Here is a 14,376-nt window from a genome sequence, read left to right as displayed (position 1 = left end):
CCCCTGTAAGCCGATGGATCCATTCATTCGCTTGCCCTTGACTCATACCAAACAAGTAGCCGTGAACTTCCTGCGTCGGGTATATCCGGAAGTACACCAAGATAAAGAGTAACTTGTCTTCTAGTTGTTTCAGATGGGCTTTGCGACCTGCTCCGTAGGCACGCTTGCGCCCTGAACGCTTGAACGTCTCTGAGACAAAACGCTCCCAAGCCACACTGAAACTCGGCAGCAATGCCTCAAACTCAGATGGGTTGAAACCCGTTAAGCTGCGAAGCGTACGAGGTTTATTTTTCAGAGTTGCATATTGCATTCTCATCTGACCTAACCTGAGGGGGGATACGAGCAGTTATTCTAGCAAATGACCTTATTTCCGATTAAGTCTAATAGTGTTGGAAGCGATCGCGCAACCAACTCAAAATCTATCAACAGAAGCCTCACTCGAATTGCTGCCAGTCTTTACTCTAGTAAACTTCCACGGAAAACTTTAGTAGGAAATCTTGCATCACTTACTAAAGTTATTAAAACACGTAAGACTGCTACTAAAAATAGTAGTAAAGTTGCTCATAGATCAAGGCTGTAAGTATGTAGAGAGATAAAACAAAACTTGTGATCGCAACGCCCCACCCCTAAAACGGCACCACCACATCCCGCAACGCAATAAACCGTAGCACCAATCCCCGCCACCGCGCCGCTAGCAAGCGCTGCTCATCCACAGTCAGCACCTCATAGCTATCACTACCCTAAAAGTTTCAGCTGATAGCTCAAAGGCTATAAGTCGTACATCCCCAGTGCTCCATCTTTGGCGTCCGGGGACCATCCCATCCTCGTTTTTTTAATTCTCTAGAAATAAATAGGTTTGTGATGCCATGACCAACCAGGACTACAGACCCAGTCTCATAAGATTTCTGTTCTAATAATTCAGTGGCTTTTCTAACTCGTTCTTTGTTATCAGCCTAAAATTGAGAGTAAGAAGAATAACCTAAACTCAATAGCAACCTATCCAGAAAAAGCCACATATGGAACGGTAAACGAATATTGATAGGACATTCAAGCCAAAAGTCTACTTCACGAAAAATAGGATTGTTAACAGGGGCAATGGTAGGCCCAAGGATTTGGGCAGAGTGCATAGCACGAGGAAGATTGCTCGTGAAAACTAGCTTTGCTGATTGCACTAACGTTTGAACATCTTCTGGCGGGAAGGAATCACTTGCAATCCTGGCTAATTGATATCGATTAATGACCTGCTGTAGCTCACAACCGCCGATCCACCCTTGTGGTGTAATTGTGGGTTTCCCATGCCTTATCAAGGCAATAGTTGTGCTCATTTCTCAGAATTAAACGCTCTGAAACAACATAATGGCTACTGGCACTCAAGTTGACTCATGGTGGTAATTTGACCTCCAAAATGTAACTCCCCAACCTAAAACGGCACCACTACATCCTCCAACGCAATAAACCGCAGCGCCGCTTCCGGCAACCGCGCCGCCAGCGAACGCCGCTCAGGCTGCTGACAGTGGCCGACGAGGTCGCCTGGACGTAGCGATTGGATAACCTGGATACTCTGTGGAATTGACTTCATACAAACGTCGTTAGCGTTGATTTTAGTCTAGATGATGCTTTGCGATCGCAAAGCCAATCTTTACCACGACATCCCATAGACTTATCTCACTACTCGACAGCAACAGCAGTGACAAATAACAAGTTAACGTTTGTATCATGCAAAAGATTTCGTAGCACTACAGGAATATGCTTTATACACATGAGTTGAAAAGCTCATAGCCGCTACATAAGGAGGTCTAACGATCAATAGTTCGATAGAATCATCCGAAAGCTCAAAAACAGCACCCAAACGCATCACTGATATTTCTTCTTGCTTGCACTAGAGAGCCCTGTTGATAATAGGTTCGCCTGATATACAACAACTCTAAGCAGTCTTGTTTACTGTAGAAGAGTCCCTCAGTTGAGTGTTCTGGGTGCTGTTTTAGTTTAAAGCTGAGCTCTACCCACCGCTACACCTTACGGAGTTATCACAGACAATGCACCGTTGATCTTTTGTAATACCAAACTCCTAGAAGATTTCACTCTTAACCTCAATCGTGACTGCTATCGGTGCTGAAACTTAGGTAGGCAAAGGGGCCTGAGGGTCTGCTTTTGACCCATCTAGTCTGTGTTAAAAACGATCTACATTAAAAGTGCCACTGTTTTGAAGAGGACACCCTATCCCTATGGCTATACAACTCAAGGTGCCTTCCATCGTTTGTGATGGTTGCGCTGACACGATTACCAAAGCCATCACCGAGCTGGACTCCGGTGCAAAGGTCAAGGTCAATGTTGAGACGAAGGAGGTATCCACCGAAACCAGCGCCTCTGAAAGTGCTGTGCGGGAAGCGATTACTGCAAAAGGTCATACGGTCGAGTAAGATTTCCTATCCTGCTTAACAGTTAATCGCGAGGTGATTCGCCTAGCTAACTCAAACACCCCATCACCCTTGTGACACCAGTCACCAACATTCCTCAGCCAAACTCAGAAACCCCTTAAGCAACTTTCAGTTAGCCGTCAGATAGCGTTCAGGTAGCCCCGGCATTCTTGTAATCAATGAAGCAAGTCAACACACTTCACTGATACACAAGGAGCTTTAAACCATGAAACGCACACTTCTTTCTGCCTTAACTGTTCTCGTTGCTTCCGCTGCCATCGCACCCATCGCCGCCGCCGCTGAGCCCGCTAGCTTCAACATTCAGTCCGCTCGCCTCGAAGAACTGGATAGCCGCACTAAGAATTCTGTCCACAAACTACGTCTTGAGCATCTCAGCAACCAAACCAAGGCTTTCGAAGAGGCTCGTACCAATACAACGGTTGAGAACAAAATCCAGGTTGAATATCTGAATAACCAGACTAAAGCAGTTACAGATATCCAGGAAGCTCGCCTTGAAGCACTAGATGCTCGCACTAAGAACACCGTTCACAAGCTACGTCTTGAGCACCTAAACAACCAAACTAAAGCCATTGAGGACATTCAATCCGCTCGTTTGGAAGCGTTGGATGCTCGTACTAAAGCTGTCGATAACATCCAGGAAGCTCGCCTCGATGCGTTAGACGCTCGCACTAAGTCCATCCGCTAACAGATTGCTGAGCTGTTGCGGTACTCAGGTGAACAAGCTTGGGTGCCCGGTGCAGACTCCGTAATCTGTGAAATGCTTCATTATTTCAGGGCACCCTTTTCTACTGAAACTCTCCAACACACACACTCCAAGCCTCTGCCGATCCGGTGGGGGCTTTTTATGGGGTTTGGGGTTCTTCAAACAAATGAAGGCGGATTTTATACGTCCTTAGTTGGTTGCTGAATTGCCATATATTCAGCAACTGCCTTTATTAGTTTTTCATCAGGATTCTCCTTTTTTTCTGGCTTAGGCTTCAGAACATCCCTAGAGAAAAACACTAGAGTTAAGGTCAGACATATGATTGCAGGCAATAGAGGCATCACTCAATCTCCTTTTAATCAACATACAAACGGTTTGCGCTTCTTTTCTCCTGAACTTCTAACAACTACCTAGTGGGGAAAGTAGTATCCCAAAATAAATGCGAGAAGAGGCAAAAGGGAATCTAAAATTGTTTTTGCGTCTGATTTCAATGCAGCAACAACAGCAACAACAGCGATCAAAGTCAGTAGTGCCTTGGTTAATTGACGTCGAAAAGCTACGGCTCCAGAAAAATCTCTAGGTTCTGGCATAGATTCCGAAATCTCAGGAAGTGCCTCTTGACAACTAGAAAACTCGTACAATTCAACTATTGCTTGTTTAAGTGTTTGAACCTTATCAGACTGGCTAGTAGATGCAGCTCGGCGCTGCTCAAATCTGTTTGGTGAACGCATTATTCCCCCTAAACTTTTCCTCAGTGCTCTGGTCCAGCCCAATAGCCCTCTTAATTCATAAAAATCATGTCGCATGACAAATTCCCCACGTTGTGGGTTTTCAACGAGTGACCTATTCAGACGGATTGGCAACGCCTAGAATCTCTTAAAACAAAAACTCACACACCACACTGATTTTTGCTGCAACCTCGGCTTACATTCCAGGCCTATGAATAACTTGATAAAAGCCCAGAATTTTTAAGTTTTTGAATGCTCATCTGATCAACTTTCTCAAGTAGTACTTGTTCTTGCCCATCAGGTGATCGATAAATAATCGATCCTCCTCTTTCCTCTAGTAAATACTCAATTGATAAGCCTCTACCCAGAAGCATATTCACTATCTGAGCTCGTTTAGCTCCAGAATCTGCAGCTAATATATCGACAGCCTCTGCCGTCTTACTAGGTAGAGTAATTGTCCAGCGAGTTGTATCAGCCATACGCAATACCCATCAACATGCATCAAAACGCATCAATTGATGTCTTTTGATGCATCAATGTTAGCTCTGTTGCCCATAAGAGAGCTATTTTAGCTACAGAGTTAACAGTTATTTATAACTCTCCTCGAAGAAATACGGTTTTCGTTTCATATGCATCCCTCCTGCTTTAGAGAAGATTGAATCCTGGTAAACACCACCACCACTAACGCACCAACCTCACCCGCACTCGCCCCCCACGCTGACCACCGCGTAGCAACACTTGCCCCTCAGGCACCACCACCGACACCGCAAACCGCACAGGCCCAGCCGACACACAACGCACCCGCACCTGGTAACCCACCACGGCTGCCCACTTGGACGCAAACGCTGACGGCAGCTGCGCAAACCAGCACTCGGCCACGTAGCCCGTAAACGAGCGCTCAGACTCGCGCCAGCAGCACTCGACCGCGCCAAACTCAGCCGCTAAACCAGACACAAACTCAAACGGAACAGAACGCATAGACCAAACCAACGCAACGCGCCCTATTCACCCAATGGCAAAGCGTTAGTTATTTGAGATAACGCAGTGTCAAGCGGACTTGGAGCCGGAGTTTAAGCGCCGTTGCGATACTGCAGCTGCTGGGTAACGGAGGCTCCAAGCTTGGCTTGACGCGATGCCTGGACGGGTAAAATTGGGCAGCTATGGTGGTGATAATTCCGTTGGTTGGGATTAGGCCTGCAGGAAGATGCACATGCAACTTTGTAACAAGAGTGCAACCCAATTCAAAGACCCATGCTACAATCACTGCGCCTAGGCGCAGCCGCCCAGCAAAAAGCCCCAGCGACGGCCAGGGCCAAGTTAGTACTATTCCATTAGCACTAGGTTAACAAGGAAGTTGCGAGGCTCCGCTAGAACGGCGTTGAGATCGCAACCCTAACCATCAAGCCCAAGGCAACCACTTCCGAGTCTGCCTAGACTGCTGCCTCACTAAACCAATAATCCGATCATCCACCTCTTCTTGAGTTTCACCGCCAATCGTGCCATGCATACGCTCTAGCTCATTGGCTGATAGCGACTCATTCACCATATAAGCCTCCTGGGCTGGTTGAGGTAATGAGGAGCGATCACGAATCTTACCGCCCGTCTGCTCGTAAAGCTCCCGCACGTTGCAGTCAAACAACTCCTGAGTTTCGGCCTGAATCACCTTTTCATAGCTTTCAGGACCACCGCCATTATCCTTAATCGCTTTGGTAAAGCGTCTAAAGACAATCGCACCGTCAACCCGTTTACGCTGCGGTGACAGCTCCTGGGATTCTCCGAGGAGATCCAGCTGTGATTCCGACGGCTCCAGTGTCTCCTTCTCGTTCTTCCACCAAGGAATAAAACCCATTTGCTTCTTCTCTCTCTTGGGGGCTAAAGTCTTTTGATAATAATTGTTCTAGACCTTTTTTGATAATCTCCATTCCATCTGGATACATCAAAAAAGCATCTAGAATTTCATGCCGATATTCATAGTCCCACCGGTCGGGCGTAAAGTTAAAAGTGTGCAAGATCAGCATGTAGGCATCAAGGCAGTTTTCATAGGCGCTTACGGCCTTAAAGTAGGCCAATGCCTTGACCCATGTTTTCTTGTATCGACGGTCGCCAAAGCGTTTAATTTCAGACACGTAGTTCTCAGGCTGGAGCACTTGCCCCTTCCATTCATTGAGGAACGCCCATGCCTTCCATACTTTGTCCTTCAGCTCTGGCAGTTTCATTGCGACCAATAGTTTGGCATTACCCATAGATTAACGTGCTCCTAGTCGCCTGAATCACTGAATTTAAGACCAGTTGCAGTTTTACCTGCATACTGAATCACTACCCATCGACCATTGGGCAGCTTGTAATAGTCAGAAACACTATCTCGGTAAGCTGGAAAACCAAACCGACCAGAGATAGCCTCATAGCTTTGAGGAAACCGGAGGTACAGCAGCGCTTTGATATCTGCTTCGCTCAGTTCGCCGTCCACACCGTAGGGTTGCATACCAGCGGGCGGTACAGCGGAGGGCTCTATTGCTTCAACGGGTGCGGTCTGGAAAAGTTCTAGGTCTGGGCAGCTAGTAGTTGCGATCGCAATCCACAACATCCCGATTACATTCCGTGTCATTCCTGGCCCCCTTGCATTCGTCGCTGCTTTAGGGAATTCATCGTTTGTAACTCGGCCTGTAGTTCGGCCTGGTAAAGCATCACCGCTCGCTGCTGTCCCCGTGTCACAGCTGCTTTCAAGTCAGCTTCGGATAGGTTGCTTTCAGCGGTATTGGCCTGGTCGATCAGACTTTCTAGACTCTGCAGCTGCTGAGCAACGGCCAGCTCTAGTTCTGTTGTTTGGCTTTGACGTAGGGCTAAGACATTGCCCACTTCCTCGGGCATCAATTCACCTTCAATGACCCCAGCACTGGCCCATTCCTGGGCGTAGTGGGCTTTAGTGTCGATGACCCATTGGTTGCGATCGCACCGTTCCACCGTCACAAACTTACTAAATAGCTCCAGGGCCAGCTGAGTATATTGATTTTTACCCTGCTTCAATAGCGGCTCTGGCACCACTTTTTCAATCCACTCAAACCAACGGTTACGAATCGTTGCTTCGCTAACGTTCAACCGTTCAGCGATTTGTACAGCCGTGTACAAAGTTTGTACATCAGGTTGTCCGGCAATTGTTCGATCAATCGCCGGATCGGTTATATGATCCATGTGTTAATCCTTATCTATCAAGGGTTTACGGTCTGAACGCTTGTTGTTCGCCCAACGTCCGACAAGCGTTCAGAATTTGTACATAGATTGTACGGACAACCTCCAAAATAATCAACAGACAGTCATCAAAAAACTAAAGTCACTTCGATCAATCCTTTTAATTTATAGGAATCTCAGCTAAGACAAAGAATCCTACAAAGGAGCCTACAAAGAATTAAGAGATGCGAAGACAAGATACCGATTTTCCAGTTGCTGAACTCACGGACAGATATCAAGTCGTTAGATCGCAGGTCTACGCTCGCATTAATGCATTGAAAGCTCTTAATCCTGACCTGGCTCCCTTCAAAATTGGCGTCAAAGCCTATGTGAATAAAGCCGTTCTCGGCTGCCTGGATGAAATGCATCGTCTCATTTCGGAAGAAGGCCTAATCACCGAAGAAGCTGCCGCCGATGTCGCCGCCCAAATTCAGACATCAATAACGCCAGACATCCATCAGACAGTGTCTGCCATACAAAAGAATCAATTGTCCGGTGATGAAGCCCCTAACCTCAGAGCCATACGAGAGGCGACCGAAAGCGAACCCTTTGGCCGCTATCAATGGCTGGATACGGTGGCCGAGCGGGGCTGGCTGTTGCCCAGCAGTGAATTAGCAGCGTTGCTGGGGTGTAACTCGGTACCGACCAAAGACTTTGAACGGTTCGGATATCGGTTTACGAAGTCGGGTAAGTCGGGCTCTGAGAATACATGGAAAACCGAAAAAGTTTAGAGTAGCGACTGCCAAGCTAACTCAAGCCTCTTTTGCACTTAAAATTTTTAGCCTTTTCATGTTTTTAGTGCAGTAATGCAGTAATTACTTACTTAAGTGTTTTTGATTACATTCAGACTGAAGTGACTCGCTCAATGTCTACTCAAGCAACGCTTCAATTACAACCCACAGAATCGGCTGACTCAGCCATGCTGAACTAATCTCATCGCCAGGGGTAGGTTCTTCATATTCATCACCCAAAGATTCAAAACCGCCTAGACATATACGCTAGACGGCTAAGGTTTCCCGACCACCTGTAATATACCTCCGATCTGCAGGTTGCAAACTTTAAGTATTTACTGCATTAATGCAGTAAATACTTAATCACTTACTTGAGGAAGTACAGCATCAAGTATTGCTCTTACGATATCTACCTTACGCTTACCACTGGTGGCCGCCGCCATGGTTAGGCGTCTATGTAATGACTCCGGCAGGTCAGCCGTAAATCTAATGTTGCGTTCCGGGGCATCGGTCGGCGCTAAGATATCCGCCAAAATTTCTGCATCGGATTGAGCCTGAGGTTTTGGCTCAGGAGTATCCTTTGCATCAGCTTTAGGCGTTTTAGATTTGTCCTTCTTAGCTGGGGGCTTACTTTGCGCTGCAGCAAACACATCATCCAAGTTCATCGCTCAGTTCCTCCCAGATAGCTTTCCAGTCATTTTGAGCAGGCCCTTTTACGGTATGACCATTACTCGCCGCATGGATGTACGCCTTGTAGCGTCGAACCGGTCGCTGAAATATCGGATACCCATGACGTTCTAATGCCGTTTTGGCCTCAGTCCCATCTTTTTGCGGCGGTGGCGGAACCAACGTAATCAGACATTTATAGTTAGTACCTTCAGGCAGACTCCCCGCCATTTGAATCAGCGCAGAAATTGAGAGCGGATCGGGAGTCGTCGGTAGGATTAACAAGTCCGTACCGTTGGCGATGCTTTCCACTTCATCGGATGATGGACGAGCCGGGGTATCGATAACGGTATGGGTATAGTTGCCTTTCATTAGCCGCTTTGGGGCTTCGGCTTCCAGGCAAACATCAAACGGCAACAGTCCTTTTCTGGCCCATAAGGAAGCTGACTTATTCGGGTCTGAGTCGATCAAAAGTGTGTGGGCTTTCGCTTGTAGCAACGCCGCAAAGTGAATAGCGCTGGTGGTTTTGCCCACACCACCCTTGAACTGGCAGAGGGTGACAATCATTACTTAATGCAGTAAGGCAGTATTGCAGTAATACTATTAGCACGTTGTCGTGAGGAGTCAAGGGGGTGGGCGATACGTTGAGCTGAAGGGTTGAGTCGTAACTGCCAACACTGCCGTCTATTGTGCAGGATACTGACATGGCCAATGAGACGTTGGCTGGCTTTGAGATGGAGCGGATGAAAGGGACTATCGGCGGTGAGTCGCAGGAGGAAGTGAACGATAGAATCGTGGGCTCAGTAAGGCAGACGATTCGGGAAACTCGGCGGAATTGGTTGCCTTGGTGATGACTTGGTTGAGATCGCAAACTTAGCAAATTATGAGTTAAAGCCTCCACTAGAATTTCTAGTGGGGGCTTTAACTCATAATTCAATGAATCGATTACAGATTTCTTACATTGAACAAGCTAAGTAATAGGGCCGCTGGCATCTAGCTCTGCCAACACAAAATACAGCCCCAAGAGAACCTCTATCACTGCAGACATCAACCCTATAGGTGGATAGACAGCGACGCAGAAAGCCCTAACTTTTCTAGACAAGCAAAGTAACCTAAACCAAACGCACTTCATTCTCATGAACTCTCACCCAAAGTTAAAACTAAATACACTTTCAAACATTTTACCTAAAAATATTTAGGGCTAACAATTTAGGTGATTTATTTTAGGTTATTTTATTTAGGCAAAGAATTGTTATAATGGGTAAGCAGAATGCGGGAAGTGCATGGAAACAAAAAACTTTCGTTCCAAAATAGCTACCCTTCGCGATCAGAAAGGGTTAACACAGTTGGAGCTGGCTTTAGCAATAGGCGTAACAGAGACAACTATCGCTAACTGGGAAAAAGGGCGTAGTGGCCTTCCTCTCGTCCTCCAGTTAATCAAACTTTGTAGAATTCTTGATTGCACACTAGAAGATTTGGTTGAAGTGATCAGTCCAGACAACCTCCTAGAAACAACTAATATAGGAGATTTATCACTTGATGAACTGCATCAAATAATTGGCACGCAAGATAGGAAAAAACGAGCCTCTTGAAGCAAGACACGAGATCAAAAAAACCTTGTCTGGTATCTCACTCGGTTGAGCGACATCAATTGATTGAAAAATACCCCCTCAGCAAAGATGCAAGAAGCATACTTTGATTAATCTCACAAAAAATGTTTGAAATACTGATTGATGCCGATATGCTCTTGGATGCCCTGCTGAATAGGGTTTGGGATAAAGATGACCCGCTTGATATTTGGGAAATTCTTAAATTCAGCCAAATTCAGGGCTATCTGACAGATATCGGCTTCAATCGGATTATTGATATTATTAGGAAGCTACAGAATACAAATGCAGCTGAGGTAGCAGCACTTGCAATTCAGTCTCGAGTGATGATCTGTGACACCTCTGGTGAGTGCCTACATGCTGCTCGTCAGATTCAGACTTCTGATTATGAATCAGCTGTTGAGGTGATTTGCTGTATGAAGAATTCTTTGGGCGCTATCATCACTCATCGCCCTCAGGACTTCGACTGCAATGACACTAGTACCTTATCTGTCAAAGAACTCTTAGCTCGACAAAATCTAGAAGAAGTTCTTACAAGTAAAGTGTTTATTTTGTCAGGAAATAATTTTCATATGAGAAAATTAGGGCAGACGTTACAAGATAGATATCTACAAAAGATTGAGGAGCTGAATACAGCTTCTTCATTTTTACCTTTTCAAGGTCTATCTCTTTATGGTGTAGATTTATCCGGTCAGCATCTTGAAGGTATGGACTTCGCATGTGCACGAATGGCCTCTTCAAACTTAGCGAGAGCTTTTCTACACCAAGCGAACTTCTCCAAATCCAATTTATACGAAGCAAACTTAAATCATGCCAATCTCGAAAACGTAGATTTTGAGGGGGCTTGTTTGGTTCATGCCAATCTCTTCTCAGCCAACTTAAAATACAGCCGGGCTGAAAATTCTGATTTTCGATATGCCAATTTGAAACAAGCCAATCTCGATTGTGTAAATTGGGATGGTGCGAAATTAAGGCGGGTTAACATGAGTCAGGCTTCTCTAAAGCATTCTTTTTTCAACGATGCAAACTTTGATCAAAGTATGTTAGACGATGCTTGCCTGGTTGGTGCTACGCTCTTCGGTTCGACTTTCCAGAATGCAAGTCTACGAAATGCCAATCTGCAGTCTGCAAACTTAAAGTATGTTGACTTCCAAGGTGCTGATCTTTCCGGCGCTTGTTTCCGTAATTGTAATCTTGAGGGAACGGATTTTCGTGATGCGAACTTAGATTATGCAGACTTTTCTGAAACAGATTTAACAAGGGCTCGATTCAGCTGCCCTCTTCTTACTATGGTAATTAAAGAAAAAAAGTTAATACCTGAAGCTATCAGTCTGAACTGAGCGGGTCATCGGTAAAAGTATTCTTGAAAGTCTTTCCATTAGGCTATGAACTATCAATCTGTGTGAGCAAGATAGTGTAGCTAGATTTAGTTACGACAATCCTTAACAACATTCACATTTCTTTTGAGAACGGCAAAGATCTTGTCTTTAAGGAGATTGATGACACAACTCATAGTGTCAAACAAAATGGCGGCTTTCATCACGTAGACTTTACTGAAGATGATGGTCACTATCGCATTCACTTCAAAGCTGTTCGTATAACTGAGAAACTATAATCTTGCTCTATGAAAACTAGTTCCTCATGGAAAAGCTCTTAGCTCTGGACAGCTAAAGGCTTTCCCACAACCAGTAGGCACTTCAATAGGAAAACGGCAAAGACTATCCTGGGGGACAAACTACGCAGCTAACTCGCTCAGATCCAAGTCATAATGAATCTCTAAAAAAATTCAATAACGCATTCTCTGCCGCGCGCTGCTCTAGGTTTAGGTAGCACGTCACTGAAGCTAAACTCGCATGGCCCGTAATCTCCATAATCTGCCGCAACGGCACCTCAGCATCATAGAGATGTGTGGCTAACGACCGCCGAAACGTATGCGTGCTCACACCCTGAATTCCCAGACCATCACAGGCTTTTCGCAACGCCTTATCCACTGCCCGAGAACTAATGTGCTGTCGTGGGGGAAGTTCACCCACCAATTCAAAGTGCTGGCCACCGGTTTTATGACGTTGAATGCGATAGCGCTTGACCGTCGCACGGGTCCACTTCGCTGGCGGGAAAAGATAGCCAGTGGTGGGCAGGGGAGCGGTTGAGATCGCATCCTGCAACGGCGGCACAATCACCACTTCCTTGGTCCGCTCCGTCTTACTCTGCCGAATCACGATTTTCCCAGCGCTGATATCTTCAGCCCGCAGCGCACATACTTCGCTAATACGACTCGCGGTGTAGTACGCTAGCTGAGTGATCAACCGATGGGGCTGGTTTAACTCAGCCCAAAGTTGAGCCAACTGATCTCGGCTTAATACTTCCGCCTGCCCCTTTCGGTTAACCTTTGGCATTTTTTGTCTAACTCTGCCTTATAGTTCTTATTCTTGGAGAATACGAACTATAGAATACCCAATTCTCAAGGCATTGCGCTGAAACGTCCAAAAACCGTAGTTTCTTATTGAGAATCACCATAGGTAAGAATCAACTGTCTCATGGGGCTTAGCTCAATGTTCGTAGGCGTTTACACGGTTAACAGCGTTAACGGTTTTTAGCCATAAAAAGAATGCCTATGGCCGATGAGCCATGGGTTAACGCTGTTAACGTTGTTTACACCATGAGCAAGCCCATCGCCGCCGCCCGCATTCCCCATAGTTGGGATGAGCAGATACGTGCGATCTCTCAAGAAACGGGCCGCACTCCCAGCGAAGTAGTTAAGGAAGCGATTGGCTTATATCTAGAGAAAACAGAGCCAAGCAATGTAACATCTATGGCAAAACGACTCACAGCCCTGGAGAAGCAAGTCCGAAAATTGGTTCAGCTAATGTAAGGTGACCCATTCACTTTAATATTAAGAAATTTTGATATGTTCCGGAATGCTAGTGGATGACTTTGTGTCTTATCGGGTTGCAGGTAATGTCTTTAGACAAAGACATGTCCAGTATCTAATGCATCTACATTCCTAACGGTCCTATGATTCAGTGTCCTATTTGCGACCATACACTTAAAGATAATCCAGTATATCTTCAGGCATTAGAAGGTGCCGTGCAGGCTCGGAAGCAGGAAGCCATTGAATACCTTCTAAAAGATGAAGAACTGCTGGCAAGCCTCAGAAAGGCAGTTCAACCTAAATCCAATGGCAATCTTCTGAAGACTATGACAGCTGGCGTCTTAACAGGTGGCTTTGTTATCGCTTCTTGTCTGGTACCTTCAGCTCCTATCGCTGCATCTCTACTAGCAACAGCTGGTGGCATTTCAACTGACATCCTATCCGATGCAATCAAAGAATATTGGGAAACCCTCTGGCAGAAAGACCCTGATAGCCGTTTTGCTATGCATCAGGGTCTTCAGAGTTTCATAGATGCATTGAAGGGTGAAAAAGACAGCCTGTGGAAACAAGTTGAGGCTCTGGAAGAAACGTTAGATGAAACTTCTGAGCTATGGCGAGAAGTTAAGGAACTAGAGTCTCGTAAGCAAGACGTGGTTGAATATATTTTGCGTAACGAGCAATTAAAAGAAGGTTTTAGAGAGGCGACTAACACAACGTCTGACAGCAGTAGTATCAAAACAATGGCTACCGCTATTTTGACAGGTGGCCTTTTTGTCATACCTTTTCTAGTGCCACCAACCTCCATAGCCCTGCCCTTCTTCGCAATGGCTAGTGGCATTTCAGCCGGAATGTTGGCCGATTCAACTAAAGAGGTCCAGGAGACAAGTTGGCCACAAGAATGTTACCAACAAGAAGATATTGCTCAGAGACTTCGAGTAGACATTGAACGTAAGCTGGAGGTATCTGATAACAGCAATAGTGAACTCGATGATATTCTCTGGAATCCAACTTATGGGCTGGAATATGAAAACTCTAAGTTATGGCAACAGGATAGCAACAATAGTGAACTCGATGATATTCTCTGGAATCTTATTTCTAAGCTGGCAGATGGAAACTCTAAGTTATGGCAACAAATCGATTCCTTGAGTCAGAGAATAGATAGCTTGGATGACCAATCGGAACTGAAGGCGCAGGTTCTAGAACTGGAGGAAAGGCTAAAGAACTTACCCAAGAACTACCAATCAAGACCAAATAAGCAGGTTGTAATAGTGGAGGATACAGCCTCCCAATATGGGGGACTTGCTGATAGGGTGAACGACGAGATTGGAACGGATCTAGGATATACCCATACCCCATACCAGCCACCCGTCATAACAACATATACTCAGCAACGCTCAGGATATTAA

General features: G+C 45.8%; 20 protein-coding genes. 7 read left to right on the top strand and 13 right to left on the bottom strand.

Going from position 1 to position 14,376, the window contains the following annotated elements; all coding sequences use genetic code 11:
- The 3 genes from N836_RS68890 to N836_RS76800 form a co-directional block, all read right to left on the bottom strand.
- On the bottom strand, nt 1–310 hold a 310-nt coding region (locus N836_RS68890; protein WP_023072853.1), incomplete at its 3' end, for a helix-turn-helix domain-containing protein.
- A gap of 643 nt (nt 311–953) precedes the next feature.
- Nucleotides 954–1,325: a histidine phosphatase family protein gene (locus N836_RS68885; RefSeq protein WP_023076375.1), complete on the bottom strand. Its 372-nt coding sequence runs from the start codon at nt 1,323–1,325 to the stop codon at nt 954–956.
- A gap of 95 nt (nt 1,326–1,420) precedes the next feature.
- Nucleotides 1,421–1,579: a hypothetical protein gene (locus N836_RS76800; RefSeq protein ID WP_023076374.1), complete on the bottom strand. Its 159-nt coding sequence runs from the start codon at nt 1,577–1,579 to the stop codon at nt 1,421–1,423.
- Between the two features lie 646 nt (nt 1,580–2,225).
- On the opposite strand from N836_RS76800, the gene N836_RS68880 reads away from it, so the two are divergent.
- Nucleotides 2,226–2,420 (top strand): heavy-metal-associated domain-containing protein, encoded by a 195-nt coding sequence (locus N836_RS68880; RefSeq protein WP_023076373.1) that lies wholly within the window; start codon nt 2,226–2,228, stop codon nt 2,418–2,420.
- Nucleotides 2,421–2,643: 223 nt separating this feature from the next.
- Nucleotides 2,644–3,123 carry a hypothetical protein gene (locus tag N836_RS68875; RefSeq protein ID WP_023076372.1) on the top strand — a complete coding sequence of 160 codons (480 nt, stop codon included), beginning with the start codon at nt 2,644–2,646 and terminating at the stop codon, nt 3,121–3,123.
- A 428-nt stretch (nt 3,124–3,551) separates the two neighbouring features.
- On the opposite strand, the gene N836_RS68870 is transcribed toward N836_RS68875, so the two are convergent.
- From N836_RS68870 to N836_RS68850, 7 genes are all read right to left on the bottom strand, one after another.
- Nucleotides 3,552–3,947, bottom strand: coding sequence for a hypothetical protein (locus N836_RS68870; RefSeq protein WP_152532291.1), 396 nt, complete (start codon nt 3,945–3,947; stop codon nt 3,552–3,554).
- 131 nt (nt 3,948–4,078) lie between these two features.
- On the bottom strand, nt 4,079–4,348 hold the full coding sequence (locus tag N836_RS68865; RefSeq protein ID WP_023076369.1) for a hypothetical protein: 270 nt from the start codon (nt 4,346–4,348) through the stop codon (nt 4,079–4,081).
- A 202-nt stretch (nt 4,349–4,550) separates the two neighbouring features.
- Nucleotides 4,551–4,847: a hypothetical protein gene (locus N836_RS68860; protein ID WP_023076368.1), complete on the bottom strand. Its 297-nt coding sequence runs from the start codon at nt 4,845–4,847 to the stop codon at nt 4,551–4,553.
- Nucleotides 4,848–5,268: 421 nt separating this feature from the next.
- On the bottom strand, nt 5,269–5,718 hold the full coding sequence (locus N836_RS0139635) for a hypothetical protein (RefSeq protein ID WP_051394708.1): 450 nt from the start codon (nt 5,716–5,718) through the stop codon (nt 5,269–5,271).
- Nucleotides 5,615–6,112, bottom strand: coding sequence for a hypothetical protein (locus N836_RS75475; RefSeq protein WP_023076366.1), 498 nt, complete (start codon nt 6,110–6,112; stop codon nt 5,615–5,617). Before N836_RS75475 ends, N836_RS0139635 begins: the two co-directional genes overlap by 104 nt.
- 14 nt (nt 6,113–6,126) lie before the next feature.
- Entirely contained in the window at nt 6,127–6,474 is a 348-nt protein-coding gene (locus tag N836_RS68855) for a hypothetical protein (RefSeq protein WP_023076365.1), read from the bottom strand.
- On the bottom strand, nt 6,471–7,058 hold the full coding sequence (locus N836_RS68850) for a hypothetical protein (RefSeq protein ID WP_023076364.1): 588 nt from the start codon (nt 7,056–7,058) through the stop codon (nt 6,471–6,473). The genes N836_RS68855 and N836_RS68850 overlap by 4 nt, the downstream gene beginning before the upstream one ends.
- 221 nt (nt 7,059–7,279) lie before the next feature.
- Here N836_RS68850 and N836_RS68845 point away from each other — a divergent pair, with 221 nt between their 5' ends.
- On the top strand, nt 7,280–7,825 hold the full coding sequence (locus N836_RS68845) for a hypothetical protein (RefSeq protein ID WP_023076363.1): 546 nt from the start codon (nt 7,280–7,282) through the stop codon (nt 7,823–7,825).
- A gap of 359 nt (nt 7,826–8,184) precedes the next feature.
- Here N836_RS68845 and N836_RS77285 read toward each other — a convergent pair whose 3' ends face one another.
- On the bottom strand, nt 8,185–8,490 hold the full coding sequence (locus N836_RS77285) for a hypothetical protein (RefSeq protein ID WP_023076361.1): 306 nt from the start codon (nt 8,488–8,490) through the stop codon (nt 8,185–8,187).
- On the bottom strand, nt 8,477–9,058 hold the full coding sequence (locus tag N836_RS68835) for a ParA family protein (protein WP_023076360.1): 582 nt from the start codon (nt 9,056–9,058) through the stop codon (nt 8,477–8,479). Before N836_RS68835 ends, N836_RS77285 begins: the two co-directional genes overlap by 14 nt.
- Before the next feature lie 716 nt (nt 9,059–9,774).
- On the opposite strand from N836_RS68835, the gene N836_RS68830 reads away from it, so the two are divergent.
- The gene (locus N836_RS68830) at nt 9,775–10,083 is read left to right on the top strand and encodes a helix-turn-helix transcriptional regulator (RefSeq protein WP_023076358.1); all 309 of its coding nucleotides are present in this window, start codon (nt 9,775–9,777) and stop codon (nt 10,081–10,083) included.
- Between the two features lie 122 nt (nt 10,084–10,205).
- The gene (locus N836_RS68825) at nt 10,206–11,438 is read left to right on the top strand and encodes a pentapeptide repeat-containing protein (protein WP_023076357.1); all 1,233 of its coding nucleotides are present in this window, start codon (nt 10,206–10,208) and stop codon (nt 11,436–11,438) included.
- A 423-nt stretch (nt 11,439–11,861) separates the two neighbouring features.
- On the opposite strand, the gene N836_RS68820 is transcribed toward N836_RS68825, so the two are convergent.
- Nucleotides 11,862–12,494: a tyrosine-type recombinase/integrase gene (locus N836_RS68820; RefSeq protein ID WP_023076355.1), complete on the bottom strand. Its 633-nt coding sequence runs from the start codon at nt 12,492–12,494 to the stop codon at nt 11,862–11,864.
- Nucleotides 12,495–12,757: 263 nt separating this feature from the next.
- Here N836_RS68820 and N836_RS68815 point away from each other — a divergent pair, with 263 nt between their 5' ends.
- Both N836_RS68815 and N836_RS68810 read left to right on the top strand, forming a co-directional pair.
- On the top strand, nt 12,758–12,970 hold the full coding sequence (locus N836_RS68815; protein ID WP_031294386.1) for a hypothetical protein: 213 nt from the start codon (nt 12,758–12,760) through the stop codon (nt 12,968–12,970).
- A gap of 143 nt (nt 12,971–13,113) precedes the next feature.
- Nucleotides 13,114–14,376, top strand: a complete 1,263-nt coding sequence (locus tag N836_RS68810) for a hypothetical protein (RefSeq protein ID WP_023076353.1) — start codon at nt 13,114–13,116, stop codon at nt 14,374–14,376.

The organism is Leptolyngbya sp. Heron Island J (genome assembly GCF_000482245.1).
In the GTDB taxonomy this organism is placed as follows: domain Bacteria; phylum Cyanobacteriota; class Cyanobacteriia; order Phormidesmidales; family Phormidesmidaceae; genus Leptothoe.
The sequence above is the reverse complement of the archived record's forward strand: the minus strand, read 5'-3'. Positions and strand labels throughout refer to the sequence as shown.

Bases quoted from the DNA above. Each gene is read 5' to 3' on its own strand.
- N836_RS68885 (WP_023076375.1), bottom strand. From the start codon at position 1,325: ATGAGCACAACTATTGCCTTGATAAGGCATGGGAAACCCACAATTACA.
- N836_RS76800 (WP_023076374.1), bottom strand. From the start codon at position 1,579: ATGAAGTCAATTCCACAGAGTATCCAGGTTATCCAATCGCTACGTCCA.
- N836_RS68880 (WP_023076373.1), top strand. From the start codon at position 2,226: ATGGCTATACAACTCAAGGTGCCTTCCATCGTTTGTGATGGTTGCGCT.
- N836_RS68875 (WP_023076372.1), top strand. From the start codon at position 2,644: ATGAAACGCACACTTCTTTCTGCCTTAACTGTTCTCGTTGCTTCCGCT.
- N836_RS68870 (WP_152532291.1), bottom strand. From the start codon at position 3,947: ATGCGACATGATTTTTATGAATTAAGAGGGCTATTGGGCTGGACCAGA.
- N836_RS68865 (WP_023076369.1), bottom strand. From the start codon at position 4,348: ATGGCTGATACAACTCGCTGGACAATTACTCTACCTAGTAAGACGGCA.
- N836_RS68860 (WP_023076368.1), bottom strand. From the start codon at position 4,847: ATGCGTTCTGTTCCGTTTGAGTTTGTGTCTGGTTTAGCGGCTGAGTTT.
- N836_RS0139635 (WP_051394708.1), bottom strand. From the start codon at position 5,718: ATGGGTTTTATTCCTTGGTGGAAGAACGAGAAGGAGACACTGGAGCCG.
- N836_RS75475 (WP_023076366.1), bottom strand. From the start codon at position 6,112: ATGGGTAATGCCAAACTATTGGTCGCAATGAAACTGCCAGAGCTGAAG.
- N836_RS68855 (WP_023076365.1), bottom strand. From the start codon at position 6,474: ATGACACGGAATGTAATCGGGATGTTGTGGATTGCGATCGCAACTACT.
- N836_RS68850 (WP_023076364.1), bottom strand. From the start codon at position 7,058: ATGGATCATATAACCGATCCGGCGATTGATCGAACAATTGCCGGACAA.
- N836_RS68845 (WP_023076363.1), top strand. From the start codon at position 7,280: ATGCGAAGACAAGATACCGATTTTCCAGTTGCTGAACTCACGGACAGA.
- N836_RS77285 (WP_023076361.1), bottom strand. From the start codon at position 8,490: ATGAACTTGGATGATGTGTTTGCTGCAGCGCAAAGTAAGCCCCCAGCT.
- N836_RS68835 (WP_023076360.1), bottom strand. From the start codon at position 9,058: ATGATTGTCACCCTCTGCCAGTTCAAGGGTGGTGTGGGCAAAACCACC.
- N836_RS68830 (WP_023076358.1), top strand. From the start codon at position 9,775: ATGGAAACAAAAAACTTTCGTTCCAAAATAGCTACCCTTCGCGATCAG.
- N836_RS68825 (WP_023076357.1), top strand. From the start codon at position 10,206: ATGTTTGAAATACTGATTGATGCCGATATGCTCTTGGATGCCCTGCTG.
- N836_RS68820 (WP_023076355.1), bottom strand. From the start codon at position 12,494: ATGCCAAAGGTTAACCGAAAGGGGCAGGCGGAAGTATTAAGCCGAGAT.
- N836_RS68815 (WP_031294386.1), top strand. From the start codon at position 12,758: ATGAGCAAGCCCATCGCCGCCGCCCGCATTCCCCATAGTTGGGATGAG.
- N836_RS68810 (WP_023076353.1), top strand. From the start codon at position 13,114: ATGATTCAGTGTCCTATTTGCGACCATACACTTAAAGATAATCCAGTA.